Raw genomic sequence first — 15,838 nt, forward strand, 5'->3', positions numbered from 1 at the left:
GGTTGTCCAACGCCCTACTGGCCGGTCACGACCCGCGTCCAAAGCCTGGTTTCAAGGCGCTGTTCACGCGGCCCCTTACTCTCGACCGCGAACAGGCGTTGGCGGGTTTCCTCATCCGGATAGATGCTCGGATCATTGAGGATTTCCGGCTTGACGAATTCGTCGGCCGCCGCATTGCCGTTGGCATAGTTCACGTAGTTCGTCGCCTTCGCGATCACCTCCGGCCGCATCATGTAGTCCATGAATTCGAGCGCTGCCTCCGGATGCGGCGCGTCGGCCGGGATCGCCATGTTATCGACCCAGATCACCGCGCCTTCCTTCGGGATCACGTACTGGATCTCGACGCCCTGCCCGGCCTCCTTGGCGCGGTCGCGAGACTGGAGGATATCGCCCGACCAGCCATGGGCCATGCAGATATCGCCGTTCGCCAGCGCCGTGATGTATTCGGACGAGTTGAACTTACGGATATGCGGCTTCACCTGGAGAAGCAGGTCTTCTGCCTTCTGCAGATCGTCCGGGTTCGTCGAGTTCGGATCGAGGCCGAGATAATTGAGCGCCGCCGGCACCACCTCTTCCGAGGTGTTCAGCATATAGACGCCGCAATCGGCAAGCTTCGAGACGAGTTCTGGATCGAACAGCAGGTCGTAGGTATTGAGCGGCTGGTCCTCGCCGAGCCGTTCCTTCACCATCTTCGTATTCAGCCCGAGGCCCGTCGTGCCCCACATGTAGTTGACGGCATATTCGTTGCCGGGATCGTAGCGGGCGAGGCGCTCCATCACGTCCGGGTCGAGATTGTCCCAGTTCTCGAGCGCTTCCTTATCGAGCTTCCGGAAGACGCCGGCATTGATCTGGCGCTGTAGGAAGGTGCCCGTGGGCACCACGATGTCGTAGCCCGAACCGCCCGCAAGCAGCTTGGTCTCTAGAATCTCGTTGGAATCGAAGACGTCATAATTGACCTCGATCCCGGTTTCCTCGGTGAAATCCTGAAGGATCGATTCGTCGATATAGTCCGACCAGTTGTAGACGTTGACGACCTCGGCCTGCGCGTTCGCCGATCCGATCATCCCGGCGGTGAATGCTGCGCTTAACGCAAGAAGAAGAGTCCGTTTCATAAAACAGCTGCCCCGTGTTCGTTCACAAGTAAAGGCCCCTCGCGCGAAGACGGATCAAAGGCGCGAAGGCGTTTCTCGCCGTTTTTATATGGATTGCCCACCTGTACGTCCATGGCTGTGACTTTGAAATTATGGACGCAGGACGATCAAATCTTGTGCTGTTATGCGGTCTTAGATGGCTAGGCGAGCGACTGGACCCGCTTCGTCAACAAACCTGTCGGGGTCAAATGTGTAGAACCGCCAAGTGATCAAACTGAAACGTCCGACGCTTTGGTAGCACGTTGCCGGCGAGGTTCGCCGAATACGGCAATCGACATTGGAAAGCGATCTCCTGGCGAAAATCGGTCGAAACAGTCCAGCGGCGGGGATTCCGTCCAGGGAAGCGTCTCAAACGTTGAGCTTCGTATAAGGGGTCGGAAGTTGCTGAAGTGCTGAGCGATGTCGCTTGGACAAGGGGAAACCGTCCAGATCAACTTCGTTGCCCCTCCAGCCGGAAAGGATGCAAGCGTGAGCGTATACGCTCCGCGGCCCGTCACCACTCGCGGACCATTAGAGTTGCGTCGTCCCCATAGCTTGCGAGCTTCTCGCGAGGAACAGCATTCGCAGTCGCTTCGAACCCGTAGCGCGCCCAGAAGACCGTCGTTCCGTACACCGCGACGAGACAGGTCCGCTTCAGATGCGGCGCCCCCAAATGCAGCATGTTCAACGCTTCGCCGGCACGAGAGCGCCCCCGGGCCTCGGGCATCAGCGCGACATCGTGAACGTAGAAGGTGTCGCTATCTTCGCATAGCCGATCCAGCACGCAGCCGAGCGCCGGAAGGTTGGGGAAGCGGATCGGATGCCCGATCGCATAGCCGAGAAGCGTCCGATCACCGTCGAGTACCAGCGCTCCGGCAGGCCAGAGGGCCAATCGGTTGGCAAACACGTCCGGTGGTTCGGGAAGATCGGGGTGAATGCGGTCGGCGATCTCGAGTACGGAAGCAAGATCACCCCTTGTCATCCGTCGCCACTTGGCAGTCAGCCTCACCTCGAATTGTCAGGCACTCGAGGCTTCACTTCGCCTAGCATCAGTGCTCCTGTCCTCGCCGTTCGCAGCAGCCCGCAGGCCCATCAGCCGCTCGCGGATCGTTTCGATTTCCTTCTGCATGTATTCGGCCTCTTCAGCCGAGCGGGCTGCGGACCGGATCCGTTCGCTGAAACGACCGGTATCCGATTTCCAGTCGTCATGGCGGATCGCCACTTCCGCCTCGAGCCCTGAATGGTTATTGCGCGATACGATCGGCTCGGACGCCGGCATGTCATGCGTATCGTCTGCAACATGGTTCGCAAAGCGCCATCCACCAGTTTCGCTGCGCCCCTCTCCCGTGGAGCTCCATGCGCCGCCAGTGGCGTCGCGCCTATGCTCCGGCGTTCGGTGCGTGCCGTCGGACTCTAGCTTCGCGCGCAACGACAGAGGCTCCCGGTCTGTCGCATCGTCGGACCATGCGTAATCGTCGCCTCCACCGGAGCGCTCCGGTAGGCTAGTATCGCTCGTGCGTAGACCGGACAACGGTTCCATCTCAGGCTGCAACGTTTCTGTGCCGCGACGATCGCCAAATCTGCGCCCAGCACTGTTCTCGTCAATCATCATCTTCATCGGCTTCCATAGCGCCCAGGCGAGCGCGATGCCGAAGCCGGCTACGAAGCCAGCGAGGAAGCCGATCAGTACCGCGGAGCGACGCGACAGACTGGAAGGATTGAGCGGCGGGGTCGCCGAAGAGATCACACGGACATTCGCAGTGTTGAGCCGCTCCTGCTCGGCGATCTCGCGGGCTCTGAGAAGAAACGCTTCGTAGACCGCTCGCGACGCTTCGACCTCGCGTTCGAGTTCACGAAGCCGCACGAAGGCTTCGCTGGTTTCCAATTGCTTTGTCTTCAGTGTATCGATCTGGGCAGTCAGGTCGCTGTCGGTGCTCTCGGCACGCGAGAGCTCGGTTTCCGTTGCCGATACGATGCGTCCGACCTCCGAACGAATCGCTGCACGGGCAGAGTTCATCGCCTGCGAATTGGCGATCCGGCGCGGATGACGCGGTCCCAGCGAGGTCGATAGAATGGCTTCCTGCTGCTGCAGTTCCTGATAGGAATCGCGGAGGCGGTTGAGCGCCGTCGACGTCAGCTCCTCGGGGAATGATCCTTCGACAACGTCATCGACGCTCGCCGCGCGCATCTGCTCGACCTTGTTGCGCAGCGCTGTCACATCGCCGCGCGAACGCGCGAGCTGATCGTTGATCCTGAGAATGTAATCGTCGTCGACAAGTCGACCCCCGACGCCGACCAGCCGGTTTTCCTGCTTGTAGGCCTCGACCGCACGCTCTGCCTCGCTCACGCTTGTGCGCAATTCTTCAAGCCGGCTCGAAAGCGCGTCACTGGCGCGGCGCGCCGTCGATGACTGCACACGACCGAGTTCATTGATGAAGGTGTCGGCGAGAAGGTTCGCGAGACGTGCGGACTTCTGCGGCGAGGTCGTCTCGATGCCAAGATGAAGAACGAAGCTCTTCGACTCGCGCGAAACCGACATCTTGCGGCGGAGATTGTCGAGGGTGACAAGCTCGATCCGCGAGAGCGGTGCGCCCTCCGGTGAAGACACTTCCCTCTCGCTCAGTCCGAGATAGTCCTTGACGGTATCGAGTATCGAAAAGCCTCTGCCATTGAATTCCGGGTCGTTGATGAGGTCGGCACTTTCGATCACCGTCATCAGGACATCGTTGGAATCAATGACGGCGGTCTGGCTTTCGATCAACGCAAGCGTCGCATCGCTCGGCAGGCCGTTCGGCGTGACCTCGTTCTGCACCACCTTGATATCGCGTGGGTCGACGAGCACCTGCGTCGTCGCCTCGTAGAGCTTCGGGGTCATCAGCGCGTAGCCGGCCGCGAGCCCGGCGCCTGCGAGAGCACAGAACAGGATGAACCACTTCGCCTTGAAAAGCTTGCCTACCAAGTAGATCGGATCAACGAGTGAGGGCCCTTTGAGCGCCTGCTCTTCGAACCCTTCCCGCTGGTTCCGGGAGGGCGCCAGACTTTCACGTTGATCGGAATGCGAAGTGAACATGGTTTGCAGCACAATCATCGAATACGCCGCGCCACCCCGGACGAGCGGCACTTCCCGAGCCCGAAATCTGAACAGACATGCTCAATATTTCGTTAATTTCGTGCTGGAATGAGCGCTGACTGCCGAGGTTTCTAACGCTCCGAGCCCGTTTCCAGCGAAGGTGGTCTGCATCCTTGCATCCGACACCTACAATTCTGACCAGACATTCGCCGCTCTGAAGCGCCAAATGACTTCGACGATGCACGGTACCGTATCCGCTGGACGCCTCTTTGGCGGCGGAACAATTCATGCGATATTTTTAACATAGATGCAAAAAACGCTAGAAATATAGTGGAATTCGCAACGACGTATATTTGAGAATATTCCACGCAAAAAATTTGTTTCGCACATGCATTTTATTATTAAACTAATTATTTTGCGGATCACACGCATGTATTAAGCAGAAAGTGAGCCGGCTATATTCATCTGTGACTGTGCTTAGAAAGGCGAAGTGCACCTCAACCGAACGCGGAACCGAATTAGATTATTGCGCAGCTTGCTAAAGAATTGAACGACCGATTAGCCTCTATGGCGCCATTCGCCGCTTCAGCATCACCATCCAGTCCTTTTCCGCATAATCCCTTGTCAGCGGCAACGGGCGATGGGGTGAGCCGTCATCGCGGGGCATGACGTCCGGAATCCACGTGTACCTGTCGGTGATGCCCCAGACGACGACCATTTCTGGCCTCTTCCAGGCGAAGATGCCGTCGAGGAAATCCTTGACTATGGAATACGCCGCCTCGTCCATGATCGCGGGGTCGGTGGAGCTTTCAAGGTCGATGACGTCCAGTTCTGTTACCAGCAGCGCTACGCCCAATCGGTCGAGTTCGCGGTGAAACGCTTCAAGTCCCTCTTTGTCGATCTCGCGGCCGACATAGAGATGGCCCTGGATGCCTACGCCGCGAATATCGATGCCGCCGTCCTGGAGCTGTCGTACGAGTTGCAGCATGACCTTGCGGCGTTCGGTGTAAAGCTCTCCCTTCCATTCGAGATCGAAGTCGTTGATCACGAGCCGCGCGCTTGGGTCGGTTCGTGCCACTGTTTGATAGGCGAGCGGAATGTGCAGGGGTCCAAGCATTCGCAGCCAGTAAGTGTCACGCAGCGGTCCATCCTCGCGCGGGTCATAGGCGATCACCTCGTTGACGACATCCCAGCCAGTAAGCCGGCCGCGATAGCGATCCGTCACCCGTTCGATATGTTCGATCAGCACACTCTCGGCCTCACGGCGGCTTGAGATCTCCTCTACCCAATCCGGCATGGCGCCCCACCAGACGTGGGTGTGGCCTCGCGTCAGTTTGCCGTTCGTTGTAGCGAAATCGACCAGCCGGTCCGCAGGCTCGAAATTCCACCGATCGCGCTCGGGATGTATCATGCTGAACTTGAGTTCGTTCATCGGCATGACGAGGTCGTAGTGGTCGAGAAATGCTTTGCCGTAACGTGGATCGGAGTCGAAATAATCGCTCTGGATTGCGCCTCCGAGCGCGACACGGCCGTCCCGCGCTACGGCTCCGGTGGCGCCTCCGAACGTCGCCGCCGTGATAGCCATACCAAGCCCCGCCTTGATGGCAGAACGACGCGTTAACGGCTGACGCGTAGAATTCGCGGGACGGAACTTGCCGATCGCCATGGATCGCAGTTGCTTCTTTGCGTCCTCAGTCATCGTCGACGTATCCCGGAAACGACGGAGCGTAGAGCCCCATGAAAAGGATCTCAGTGTTGCGCCGAACTCTTAAGGCCAACCTAAGTATCCTTCGCGACTACGCCTCGCTGATCTCCGGATCACTGGGCAGGCTCGTTCTGTCGCTCGGTTATTTCGTCTGCATCGCCAACGGTCTGTCGATCGGCGATTTCGGCCTCTTCGCCACGGCCTCCGCTACTGGGGTCATGCTCTCGCGAATTGCAAGCCTCGGATTTTACTCACCGCTCTACCGGGCAGCCACGGTCAAGCCGCATCTGATCGGCACGTACACTGCAGGTTACATTGCCGCCTCTGTACTTTCCCTGCCGCTCGTCCTGTTGGCGGCTTCGATCCTGTATCTGATGATCTTCGCGGGCGAGATGAGCCTTGCCGCCTTCGGTCTGGTTATCGCTGCGGAAATTGTTGGCTGGCGTACGCTGGAGATCGTCATCATCGTCAACAACGGCATCGGTCGGTTCGGGCGAGGTGCCATCGTCACCATATTCGGAGTGGCGGTGAAGGCGCTCGCTGCGATCGGCTTCTGGTTTCTTGCCGACGGAGCGCTCCTAACTTGGGCGATCTACTATCTCGGCGCAAACATGTTCTCCGCCGCTATCGCTGCAGCAATCACCTATCCGCGCCAACGCCTGCGCTTCCAGCCGAAACTCTATGTCGCTCGCTGGCGCGATAGCGTTTCGGTCTCAGGTGCGGACATGGTTTTCTATCTCCAATCCGATCTCGACAAGCTGCTCGTCTTGGCATTCGGCGGCCCGGCCGCGGCCGGAATCTACGCCATCATCATGCGGCTCGTGGACCTCACTGCGCTACCGATGCGCTCCTTCAACACACTGATCGTCCAGAAAATCATGAAGGTGCCGGCCTTTCTCGACAGCTGGGCGCGCCGTGTCGGCATAGAAGCCGCGATTGCCTTTGTTTCGACCACTGGTCTTCTCGCCCTCGGCGGCTTTCTCTGGGTTTTCCCCACTGCCCTCGGAGAGAATGTCGCGGATGCGGCGCCCTTCATCTTGCTCGCTCTGGCCGTGCCGGCCTTTCGTAACCTCGTCGAATACCAAGCTGAACTGCTCTATGCCCGCGGCAAGACCACGATACGGGTGGCAATCCTGGCTCTCTGCGCTCTACTCAAGGCAGGACTTCTCGCGGCCGTGCTCGTCTCGTTGGAGGCAGAAATGACCTGGATTGTCATGCTCAACGGGGTCTTCGCGCTGCTTTGGCTCACCTCCGCGACAGCAAGCTACGCTGCCCTCGACTGGCGCGGTTGGCCCGGCATCGGCGAGCGCCGGACCGAACGCGAAGCGACCGCGCTCTCCTGACGCGTCGAGCGCCTGGTAGAGACAGAAGCCGTTCAGAAAAATGCCTTCTGCCTCAGTTGAGGCCGGCCACCCTTCGAAGAAGCGCGCTGTCTGTCCCGGTGAAAGACTGTATCCCAGCCGCGACGTGATGCGCCTCTAACGACGCGATGAACCGACGGAGGACCGGCTCGGTCATCGCATCGCCGGCCCAATACATCCGGCAGCGCTCAAAGCTGACGGGGTAGTGCCGGTCAGGCCGGTTCTCGATCTCGTCGACGAAGCGCCCATAGATCGTGCATTCAGAAATCAACCTTGTCCGCGCAAGGGCGTCGATCGCTGAGTGACCCGTCACGCTTTCAATCCGAGCGCTCATATCCCGGACTGAGGCGGTGTTCCAGGCTATCAGGGTCCCGATATAGCCTGTGTCCGTCACTTTCGGTTCCGGAATACCGAGGAATTCGCCCGCTTTACGTGACCAGTCGTAGTGAACCTTTTGATATTCCGCGAGAGCTGTGCGCACGCCACCGGGCTTGCGATAGAACGCGACCCGGCCTTTTTCGTCCTCGAAGTTCCCGGTCTCGAAATCGCGCAGAAACACGACGTCGGAGTCGACAGTTATCAATGCGGTCTCTTCGAGTTTCGCCCCAAGCATGATGCGGCGAAGCTGCTGGGTGTGCCAGCCGCGAAGAGGCAAGCCCACAGGTGTCAGCCAGATACGCCGTTTGCCGAGCCGTGTCGGATCAGGGAAGGCGCGAAGCCACCATGGGAACAGGTCTCGCTCATCGACCACTTCCCGCTTTGGTCCTTCAAGGACGCGAAACATCGATACGTCGCGCGACTCGACTGCCAGGATGTGCCTGGTATGCCCACGCACCCGCGCATCGATCGAATCACAGAGCAGGCGGCAACGCTCGAAATCGCCTCGATAGCTGGAAGTGACGATGGCCTGTGACAAGGACGGCCTTCTCGCTGGAATGGTCTCAACCGCTGAAAGCGCGGGGCTATCTGACTGGATACCCTGACGGTGTAAGGGTCGCTCAGATCGCCCCTGTCAAGCCTTAGTGTGCCGCGCGCCGAGCCAGCCTCTCGTGCAGGATGTCGGCGAGGAAGATGGGATTTCCCAAGATGTAACGCCGCCAAAGCCGGGAGGGCTCGAGTGTGAGCCGCCAGATCCATTCGAGCCGGAGCCGGCGTATCGCGAGCGGCGCGCGCGGCACATTCCCGGCGAGGAAGTCGAACAGGGCTCCGACGCCCACCAAGATCCCCCCGTGCCGGGCATCGAGATGCTCGGTCATGAAGCGCTCCTGCGCCGGCACCCCCATGGCGACAAGGACGACGTCAAAACGTTTCACCTCAAGACGCGTCAGCAGATCCGCCCGTCCCGCTTCGCCAAAATAGCCATCGGAGACGGCGATGAACTTGTGCCGCGGTGCGAGGGCGCCGAGCGCTTCGGCAGCCTTCTCTGCGACACCCGGAACGCCACCGACCAGGCCGACCTTCAGTGGCATCATGGCTCGCTTAAAAAAGCGCGGCACAAAATCCGTGCCGTTAAGATTCTCGACAAACATCCGACCATGGAGCAGCTGCGCGCCGAGATCGATTCCCAACCCATCGGGCAGGACGACGCACTGCTCGAGCGCGCGCCGATAAACCTTGTCGCGCCGGGCGACATTGACACAATGCGCGTTGAGAAACGCCAGCCGCAGAAATTTACCGGTCCGATGGGCCTCGCAAAGGCGCTCCATGATTTCATCGCCCGCAGCATTTTCGACGGCGACGCCGGCAAGAGTCATCTGATCCGTCGACCGCTCGACGGGCGCCTGACGCGCCGGTCCACCGCCCGCTTGGATATCTTCATAGCTCGATCGCATCATGCGCTCGCCTTCAGGCCGGTATCCCTCTGCCTCTTACGCGGAAGTTCTGGCTCGGCGGCGATATCCAACCGCGCAAGGCGCGCCAGTCCTGCCCGGACTGATTCCCTCAAAAGCGCCTTCTGGGCAGCGACGAACGCGCGGCCGTCCACGCGACCGATCGTACCGGCCCGCTCTTCTTCCACGAGCTTGATCAGCGCGCGAGCGAAGTCGGAGGCCCGGTCGGCCCGTCTGACATTGTTCGGAACGAAGGAAACGCCGCGCAAAGCCCGGCTCGTCGCGACGGCTGGCATCCCCTCCTCAAAGGTCTCCAGCGTCTTAAGCTGGATGCCCGTCCCGGCTTTCGTGGCCAGTGCAAGTACTCTCGACCCGTGCACGAAGGCCTGCGCGTCGTCCACCCGGCCCAGGAATCGGACCTTGCGCGCTGCCTTCGGCGGCTCACCGTCGAAGCGCCCGGCGATTGCGATCTCAAAGTCGAGTGGCAGGAGCGGTTGGACCTCGCTCAGGAACCAATCGAGCCCGACGCGGTTCGGTGCCCAACTCCAAGTGCCGATCATGCCGATATCCTGCGTACGGCGCCCGTCGTCCGCCAATGGTCGCCGCCCCACCACCAGCGGCAGATTGATCGCGCGCTCGTCGCGGGCGATGTCGAGCCCCACTTTGTCATCCTCGGCGAGCGTATGAATGACGTGGGCCCGAGCCGAGGCGTGCAATTCGGCCCGCTCCAGAAGGTGCGCCTCGCGCCGGTAAAGCATTCGGTCGATCGTACTCTGGGCATTTTCGGCGTTCTCGATCGCCGAGCGGTTCTCGACGTTGTGGGCGACGAAGATCGTCGGATACTCGGCAAAGAGGAAGGGATAGGCCGCAGCCATCGCGATCGAGGAGAAGACGATGCCGTCGATCTTCCCAGCGCTCTTGATTTTCGTCAGGAGATCGGAATTGGCGTAGCGTGCGACCTTTGCCGCCGTCACCGGCAGCTTACGGCGGATCGCGCCGGCAACCCAGGCAGCTTTCTGAAAACCCGATACCGCCGCGTTCTCGATCGCGAACTCGCCCAGGCAGATTGCATTATCGGGCATCGCAGCGCCGGGGCGCCGATAGCCCATGAGCGTCACCTTCACGCCCTCTTCGCGATAGGCGTCCAGGATGGCCTGATTTGCGATCTCATAGCCGGTCGACGGATTACCGTCCGGCAGGATGGAGACGATAACGAGAAGATGCATGGAGACGCCTTCAGGGTATATCGATGGGAGTTTTCCCATCACCTTGCCCTGAAACCGTTGACTGAACGCTAATCCGAAGCCGTTGAGGTTCGCCGTCCTGTTGCCTTGAAAGGCTCCGCTAGCCCTATCGCACCGGAAATTCGACGACGCCGCGATGATAAGGGAAGCGCGCCCTTTGCAACGGATCCGGCCCGGTGAAGATCAATCGCACGCGGAAGGCCGGCGGCGCGACGGCAACGAGAAAACGCCGGACTGTCGGGTCGTCCGGGTAAAACATCGGCCAGTCGAGATAACGCCGCTCCTGCCGCACCCATTCCGGAATTTCGGGCAGGTGCCAGCGCCTCGCCAGATGCTCGCCGACGCCGCCCAGGAAGGCATCGGCCCGTTCGTCATCGACGAAACCCGGATCCTCCGCGATCATCGAGAACTGCTGATCGAGATCGCCGTCGGCGCCGTAGAATTGATCGAGAAACTCCCTGAGGTGGTGATCCCAGTCCGGATCGCCCCGCGTTCGCTCGGCCACTTCTTTAAGGCTGTGTGGCCGCATCCAGTCAGCCTCCGAGAACCTGCGGTAGCCGCGACGTGATCTCGTAAGGCGGCTCTTCGTCGTGGATTGCAGAATAAAGGCCGAGCAACTCGTCTTCAGTCCGAATGTCGAGATGGAGCGCCAGTTCCCGCGCATCATCGAGATCGCGCTCGCCTCGATCGAGGCTTTTCAGCGCTGCGAGCTTCATGGCGAGCATATAACGCGGTTTGGCGACCAAGACCCGCAGTCCGGGCTGTTCGCCGATCGGATAGTTGCCTGAGAATTCGAAGAGATCGTCCGGCTCTTCCAGCGGTGTGAACATGCCTACGGCGTCGTTCAGCCAATCCGGTTGCAGCCCCATCTCTTGCGCGACGGCGGCAACGGACGATGCAAGCTTGCCCTCCCCGTGACCCGCACGCACCAGCGCATCGACATCCTGCGTCATGCGTCGCCAGTCGAATTGGAGGATGAGCGCGCTGCCGCCGTAGACGGCGAGTTCAACAAGAAGCCCGCGACGCGAGAGATCGGCTCCTAGCAAAGTCAATGCCTCGACCAGCCTACCCCTGTCCAGCATCAGCCCACAACCTCGTTCAATCTGCCGAGCAAAAACATTGCAGACGCCAACTCGCGCTGCTTCACCGAAGCTTACGCGCCCGGAGCCATACCGCCAAACCGTCCGGAGAAATCGCCGACTAGCAACTCCTCCGCATCTGAGCGCCGCCGACTTTTCGACTTCACGAGACAGGCCTCGGAGCGCAGGATCGGCTCGTCGTTCAGTACCTTCAGATGGTTGGCCTTGAGCGTCGAACCGGTGGAAGTGATGTCGACGATCACATCCGCAGAGCCCGCTGCCGGCGCCCCTTCCGTCGCGCCGAGGCTTTCGACGATCCGGTAGCTCTGGATACCATGCAGCCGGGTGAAATGGCTTTGAGTGAGCCGCCAGTATTTCGTTGCAATTCTCAAACGGCGACCGTGCCTCGCGCGGAAGGCGCCTGCGACATCGCCGAGATCGTCCATCGTCTCGACATCCACCCAGCTATCCGGCACCGCGACCACCACGTCGGCATGACCGAAGCCGAGCCTCGCAACGATCTCGACAGCCCTCCCCGGGCTCGGGATCGATTCGCGAATCAAGTCCTCGCCCGTCACCCCGAAGTCGATCGCCCCGTCTCGCAGCTCGCGTGCGATCTCGGAGGCCGAGAGAAGCAACACTTCCAGCCCGTCGAAGCCGGTCACGCTGGTGCGGTAGGATCGTGCGTTCGCCGCCGGCTCAACGGTGATCCCGGCGCCTGCCAGCGTTTCGATCGTCTTGTCCTTGAGCCGGCCTTTGGAGGGAATTCCGAGCGTAATCGTCATGCCGCCGCTCCCTCGTTAGCCACGCGAACATGCTCCTTCAACCGGGCGAGCCAAAGCGAGAAGCCGACGGCCGGTATCCGCTCCTCGGCCCCAAGCAGCGTCATCAGCCGGTCGTATCGCCCGCCGCCCGCCAGCGTCACGCCGCCGCCCTTGGGGCGCACCTCAAAGACCATGCCGGTGTAATAGTCGATCGGCCGCCCGAAGGCCGCGCGATAGGTGATCGCCGAAAGATCGACACCGGCTGCCTGAAGCGCGAGATTGCGCGTCTCGAAGAAGCCGATCGCCCGGTCGAGCACGAGGCCCGCCCCCTCGGCGAGCGCGCGCACGGCATCGGCCGCCTCTGCCAGCGGACAGTCGATCGCAAGAAACCGTTTCAGGAGATCGATCGAGCCGCCGCTCAACCGCCCTTCGGCCGTCGCCACCTTCTCAATCAGCCGTTGCGCGACCTCCTGCGGCGTGCGCCCTGAATGGGGCGGCAGACCCGCTTCCTCCATGCGGTCACGGATCGCGCGGATCAGCGCGCCCTCCTCCCGCTCGCGAGCGAGTTCCAGAAGCCCGTCCGGAACGTTATCCAGCGAGGTCGAGCCAGGATTGGCGAGCGCAGCCATCACATTGTCGAGCTGCCGGTCCTCGCCGAAGGTGCGGATCAGCCGGCGCTGCCAGCCGTCCGGCAGGCCGAGCGCCGACAGAAACGCCTCGAACAGCCCCTGATCGCCGAGCACGACATCGATGCTGTCCGCCTCGACACCCAGCACCTCACAGGAGGCGAGCGCATCGGCGAGCGCGCGCGCATCGGCCGTCGCAAGGTTCGGCTCGCCCAGATCCTCGATCCCCGCTTGCTCGAGTTCGCGCGGTCCCTCCCCACCTCGCGGCTGGCGGAAGACGAGGCCTCGATAGGAATAGCGGCAGGGCAACGGCTCGCGCCGCTCGATATGGTGCAGGCAGACGGGAATTGTGAAATCCGGCCTGAGGCAAAGATTGATGCCCGCCTCGCCGCGCGTCAGATAGATGCGCCGACGCAGCGCCTCCCCCGCCGTGTCGAGATAGGGCTCGGCCGGCTGGAGCAGATCCATGGTGATCGCGCTCGCCCCGCGGGTCTCGAAGAGCGAAGCCAGCGCCTCGGCCGATGGGCTTTGAAGGCTCATGCCGAGCGGCTCTCCGCCTGCCGGGCGAGGATCGCGGCGACGGCCGCGACCAGTTCGCTCTCGTCCACCGTCTCCTGCCCCGCGCGCGCCTCGCGCCATTCGGCATTGTCGGTGATTCCCGCCGACATCTCCTTGCCGAGCGCCAGGTCCTTCACCTGCACCTTGCCGGCCGCCTTCTCGTCCGCGCCCTGGATGACGACGCAAGGCGAGTTGCGGCGATCGGCATATTGTAGCTGATTGCCGAACTTCTTCGGATTGCCCTGGAAGACCTCGACGGGCACCGGCGGTTTGCCCGGATCGGCGTTGAGCGCGGCTCGCAGGGTGGTCGCCATCGCCTGATAATCGGCCATCCGGTCGCGATCCATCACCGTCACTACGACGGGCCCGGTCCGCTGTTCGGTCTCGAGCCGGCCGAGATTCTTGAGCGCGGTCATCAGGCGCGAGACGCCGATGGAAAAGCCCGTTGCCGGAACCGGCTGGCTCATGAAGCGCGAGACTAGCCCGTCATAGCGCCCGCCGCCGCCGACCGAGCCGAACTGCACCTTCTGGCCTTTTTCATTGACGACATCGAAGAGCAGCTCGGCTTCGAAGACCGGTCCGGTGTAGTATTCGAGGCCCCGGACGCACGAAAGATCTAGCTTAATCCGGTTTCTCTCGTATCCAGCGGCACGCCAATGCGCCGCTGCATCAAACAGTTGCCAAACGCCTTCGACGCCAACGCTGCTGCCACTGACGTATTCTAGCAGATACACGATCGCATTAAGATCGTCGTGATCTAGTGCTGCAGCTGCGTTCGCTGCGCCGATCTTACTGCTTATTACGTTAAGTGCGCGGCTTCGATGCTCGTTATCTGAAAGGACCGATTTTTCAGTCGTAAAAAGCACACCGTCACGTACACCAAATTCTACGCCGACTGCGGCCGTATTAATGAAAACCGGTATTAGCGTGTTGACTTGATCGTCAGTAAGATTTTGGCCTGGCGTAAAGTCGCCGCTCTCATCTTTACGGCCGTTTGTCACCAAACTGATGAACCCTTCAACGCCAACTCGATCCACTTTATCGATTGCTCTTAAGACACCTAATCGCCGGCCCGCATTCTCCTCGCCACCAAGCCCGATCGCCTCCAGCACCCCGTCGAGCACCTTCCGGTTGTTGACCCGGATCACGTACTGGCCGCGCGGAATGCCCAGCGCCTCCATCGTGTCGGCCATCATCATGGCCATCTCGGCATCGGCCGAAACGTTCGGCGCGCCGACGATATCGGCGTCGAACTGCATGAACTGGCGGAACCGCCCCGGCCCCGGCTTCTCGTTGCGGAATACATAGCCCGCCCGATAGGAGCGATAAGGCTTCGGCAGGCTCTCGTAATTCTCGGCGACGAAGCGTGCGAGCGGCGCGGTGAGATCGTAACGGAGCGACATCCACTGCTCGTCGTCGTCCTGCAGCGAGAAGACGCCCTCGTTCGGCCGGTCGCTGTCGGGAAGGAACTTGCCCAGCGCGTCGGTGAACTCGAAAACCGGCGTCTCGACGGGCTCGAACCCGTAAGACTCGTAGACCCGGCGAATGGTCGCCAGCATATCCTCCTGCGCCCGCAGATCCTGAGCCTCGCGATCGACGAAACCCCGCGGCAATCGCGGGGCAACGCGCTTGGGCTTCTTGTCCTTGACCATTCTCGCAGGGGTCCTGTCTCGTCTGTTCAGCGGGCGCGGCCGCGCCCTCGAACGCGCAACCTCGGTCGCTCTAGCGGATGCGTTTCAGGCGGACAAGGCGAGACGAATTCGGAGCAGAGACTCGCATCGTTTCCGTCCGAGCAAGGACCAACGGCCGCCGATGGTTTGGGCAGTTCCGAAGGAAACATCGTGGAGGGAACGCTTCTGAGAAAAACCTAGGCCGTTCAAGCTTCCATGAATCGTCGCTTCCAAGCCCCTTTAACCCTGATTTTCATAGCCGGGGAACGGCTCGCAAGGATCGGCGTTCGCAGTCCGATATCGAAAATTTGCGAAAAGGCCATCCCATGAGCAACACGACCCCGCCCAACGAACCCCGCGATCGCACGGTCATCGTCAACAATGATCGCGGCTCGGGGGGCGGTGGCGGAGGTGGTGGTGGTTGGCTGATCGCCGGCGTTCTTCTCGTGGTGATCCTGATCGGCGCATTCTTCGCCTTCGGCGGTGGCCTTTTCGGCGGCGGCTCGTCCGGCGGTGGCGGTGGAGACGTCAGCATCGAAGCGCCCGACGTGAACATAGATGCGGGCGGTGGCGGCGAGTCCGGTGGCGGTGGCGGTGGAGAAAGCTCCGGCGGCGGAGATGCGGGTGGTGGCGGTGGCGGCGAAGGCTCGTCCGGCGGCAACTGATCGATCGACGCTGTGCTCCGGGCGTGCATTTTCGCCGGGGCGCATGTCCTGGCCTGGTTCGCTGCTCGGCCAAATGGGGGCCGTGGCCAATAAGGCGGCCACAGCCTAACCCGCCTTCCATTCGAGATGATCATCGG

General features: G+C 61.2%; 14 protein-coding genes. 2 read left to right on the forward strand and 12 right to left on the reverse strand.

The window, feature by feature from the left end:
* Positions 1 to 14 precede the first annotated feature (14 nt).
* The 4 genes from FP2506_RS09215 to FP2506_RS09230 form a co-directional block, all read right to left on the reverse strand.
* Positions 15 to 1,112, reverse strand: a complete 1,098-nt coding sequence (locus FP2506_RS09215; protein ID WP_007067187.1) for a polyamine ABC transporter substrate-binding protein — start codon at positions 1,110 to 1,112, stop codon at positions 15 to 17.
* A 532-nt stretch (positions 1,113 to 1,644) separates the two neighbouring features.
* Entirely contained in the window at positions 1,645 to 2,112 is a 468-nt protein-coding gene (locus FP2506_RS09220; RefSeq protein WP_007067188.1) for a hypothetical protein, read from the reverse strand.
* A gap of 36 nt (positions 2,113 to 2,148) precedes the next feature.
* Entirely contained in the window at positions 2,149 to 4,200 is a 2,052-nt protein-coding gene (locus FP2506_RS17990; RefSeq protein ID WP_007067189.1) for a GumC family protein, read from the reverse strand.
* Positions 4,201 to 4,765: 565 nt separating this feature from the next.
* Positions 4,766 to 5,899: an endo-1,4-beta-xylanase gene (locus FP2506_RS09230; protein WP_244404154.1), complete on the reverse strand. Its 1,134-nt coding sequence runs from the start codon at positions 5,897 to 5,899 to the stop codon at positions 4,766 to 4,768.
* 38 nt (positions 5,900 to 5,937) lie between these two features.
* On the opposite strand from FP2506_RS09230, the gene FP2506_RS09235 reads away from it, so the two are divergent.
* The gene (locus FP2506_RS09235; protein ID WP_007067191.1) at positions 5,938 to 7,248 is read left to right on the forward strand and encodes a lipopolysaccharide biosynthesis protein; all 1,311 of its coding nucleotides are present in this window, start codon (positions 5,938 to 5,940) and stop codon (positions 7,246 to 7,248) included.
* A 52-nt stretch (positions 7,249 to 7,300) separates the two neighbouring features.
* Here FP2506_RS09235 and FP2506_RS09240 read toward each other — a convergent pair whose 3' ends face one another.
* The 8 genes from FP2506_RS09240 to hisS all read right to left on the reverse strand — a co-directional run bounded on the left by FP2506_RS09240 (position 7,301) and on the right by hisS (position 15,018).
* Positions 7,301 to 8,182: a DUF6492 family protein gene (locus FP2506_RS09240; RefSeq protein WP_007067192.1), complete on the reverse strand. Its 882-nt coding sequence runs from the start codon at positions 8,180 to 8,182 to the stop codon at positions 7,301 to 7,303.
* A 103-nt stretch (positions 8,183 to 8,285) separates the two neighbouring features.
* Entirely contained in the window at positions 8,286 to 9,101 is an 816-nt protein-coding gene (locus FP2506_RS09245) for a WecB/TagA/CpsF family glycosyltransferase (protein ID WP_007067193.1), read from the reverse strand.
* The gene (locus FP2506_RS09250; protein WP_007067194.1) at positions 9,098 to 10,321 is read right to left on the reverse strand and encodes a glycosyltransferase; all 1,224 of its coding nucleotides are present in this window, start codon (positions 10,319 to 10,321) and stop codon (positions 9,098 to 9,100) included. The genes FP2506_RS09245 and FP2506_RS09250 overlap by 4 nt, the downstream gene beginning before the upstream one ends.
* Positions 10,322 to 10,445: 124 nt before the next feature.
* Positions 10,446 to 10,868 carry a hypothetical protein gene (locus tag FP2506_RS09255; RefSeq protein ID WP_040489058.1) on the reverse strand — a complete coding sequence of 141 codons (423 nt, stop codon included), beginning with the start codon at positions 10,866 to 10,868 and terminating at the stop codon, positions 10,446 to 10,448.
* 4 nt (positions 10,869 to 10,872) lie between these two features.
* Positions 10,873 to 11,421 (reverse strand): hypothetical protein, encoded by a 549-nt coding sequence (locus FP2506_RS09260; RefSeq protein WP_007067196.1) that lies wholly within the window; start codon positions 11,419 to 11,421, stop codon positions 10,873 to 10,875.
* A gap of 71 nt (positions 11,422 to 11,492) precedes the next feature.
* Positions 11,493 to 12,203 carry an ATP phosphoribosyltransferase gene (hisG, locus tag FP2506_RS09265; protein WP_007067197.1) on the reverse strand — a complete coding sequence of 237 codons (711 nt, stop codon included), beginning with the start codon at positions 12,201 to 12,203 and terminating at the stop codon, positions 11,493 to 11,495.
* On the reverse strand, positions 12,200 to 13,348 hold the full coding sequence (locus tag FP2506_RS09270) for an ATP phosphoribosyltransferase regulatory subunit (RefSeq protein WP_007067198.1): 1,149 nt from the start codon (positions 13,346 to 13,348) through the stop codon (positions 12,200 to 12,202). Before FP2506_RS09270 ends, hisG begins: the two co-directional genes overlap by 4 nt.
* On the reverse strand, positions 13,345 to 15,018 hold the full coding sequence (hisS, locus tag FP2506_RS09275) for a histidine--tRNA ligase (protein ID WP_007067199.1): 1,674 nt from the start codon (positions 15,016 to 15,018) through the stop codon (positions 13,345 to 13,347). The genes FP2506_RS09270 and hisS overlap by 4 nt, the downstream gene beginning before the upstream one ends.
* 344 nt (positions 15,019 to 15,362) lie before the next feature.
* Between hisS and FP2506_RS18965 the strand changes: the two genes are divergently transcribed.
* Positions 15,363 to 15,701, forward strand: coding sequence for a hypothetical protein (locus FP2506_RS18965; protein WP_007067200.1), 339 nt, complete (start codon positions 15,363 to 15,365; stop codon positions 15,699 to 15,701).
* Positions 15,702 to 15,838: the final 137 nt, after the last annotated feature.

Source organism: Fulvimarina pelagi HTCC2506 (assembly GCF_000153705.1).
Lineage (GTDB): Bacteria > Pseudomonadota > Alphaproteobacteria > Rhizobiales > Rhizobiaceae > Fulvimarina > Fulvimarina pelagi.

Excerpts from the sequence above, each read along its gene's own strand:
- FP2506_RS09215 (WP_007067187.1), bottom strand. The coding sequence starts at position 1,112 with ATGAAACGGACTCTTCTTCTTGCGTTAAGCGCAGCATTCACCGCCGGG.
- FP2506_RS09220 (WP_007067188.1), bottom strand. The coding sequence starts at position 2,112 with ATGACAAGGGGTGATCTTGCTTCCGTACTCGAGATCGCCGACCGCATT.
- FP2506_RS17990 (WP_007067189.1), bottom strand. The coding sequence starts at position 4,200 with ATGTTCACTTCGCATTCCGATCAACGTGAAAGTCTGGCGCCCTCCCGG.
- FP2506_RS09230 (WP_244404154.1), bottom strand. The coding sequence starts at position 5,899 with ATGACTGAGGACGCAAAGAAGCAACTGCGATCCATGGCGATCGGCAAG.
- FP2506_RS09235 (WP_007067191.1), top strand. The coding sequence starts at position 5,938 with ATGAAAAGGATCTCAGTGTTGCGCCGAACTCTTAAGGCCAACCTAAGT.
- FP2506_RS09245 (WP_007067193.1), bottom strand. The coding sequence starts at position 9,101 with ATGATGCGATCGAGCTATGAAGATATCCAAGCGGGCGGTGGACCGGCG.
- FP2506_RS09250 (WP_007067194.1), bottom strand. The coding sequence starts at position 10,321 with ATGCATCTTCTCGTTATCGTCTCCATCCTGCCGGACGGTAATCCGTCG.
- FP2506_RS09255 (WP_040489058.1), bottom strand. The coding sequence starts at position 10,868 with ATGCGGCCACACAGCCTTAAAGAAGTGGCCGAGCGAACGCGGGGCGAT.
- FP2506_RS09260 (WP_007067196.1), bottom strand. The coding sequence starts at position 11,421 with ATGCTGGACAGGGGTAGGCTGGTCGAGGCATTGACTTTGCTAGGAGCC.
- hisG (WP_007067197.1), bottom strand. The coding sequence starts at position 12,203 with ATGACGATTACGCTCGGAATTCCCTCCAAAGGCCGGCTCAAGGACAAG.
- FP2506_RS09270 (WP_007067198.1), bottom strand. The coding sequence starts at position 13,348 with ATGAGCCTTCAAAGCCCATCGGCCGAGGCGCTGGCTTCGCTCTTCGAG.
- hisS (WP_007067199.1), bottom strand. The coding sequence starts at position 15,018 with ATGGTCAAGGACAAGAAGCCCAAGCGCGTTGCCCCGCGATTGCCGCGG.
- FP2506_RS18965 (WP_007067200.1), top strand. The coding sequence starts at position 15,363 with ATGAGCAACACGACCCCGCCCAACGAACCCCGCGATCGCACGGTCATC.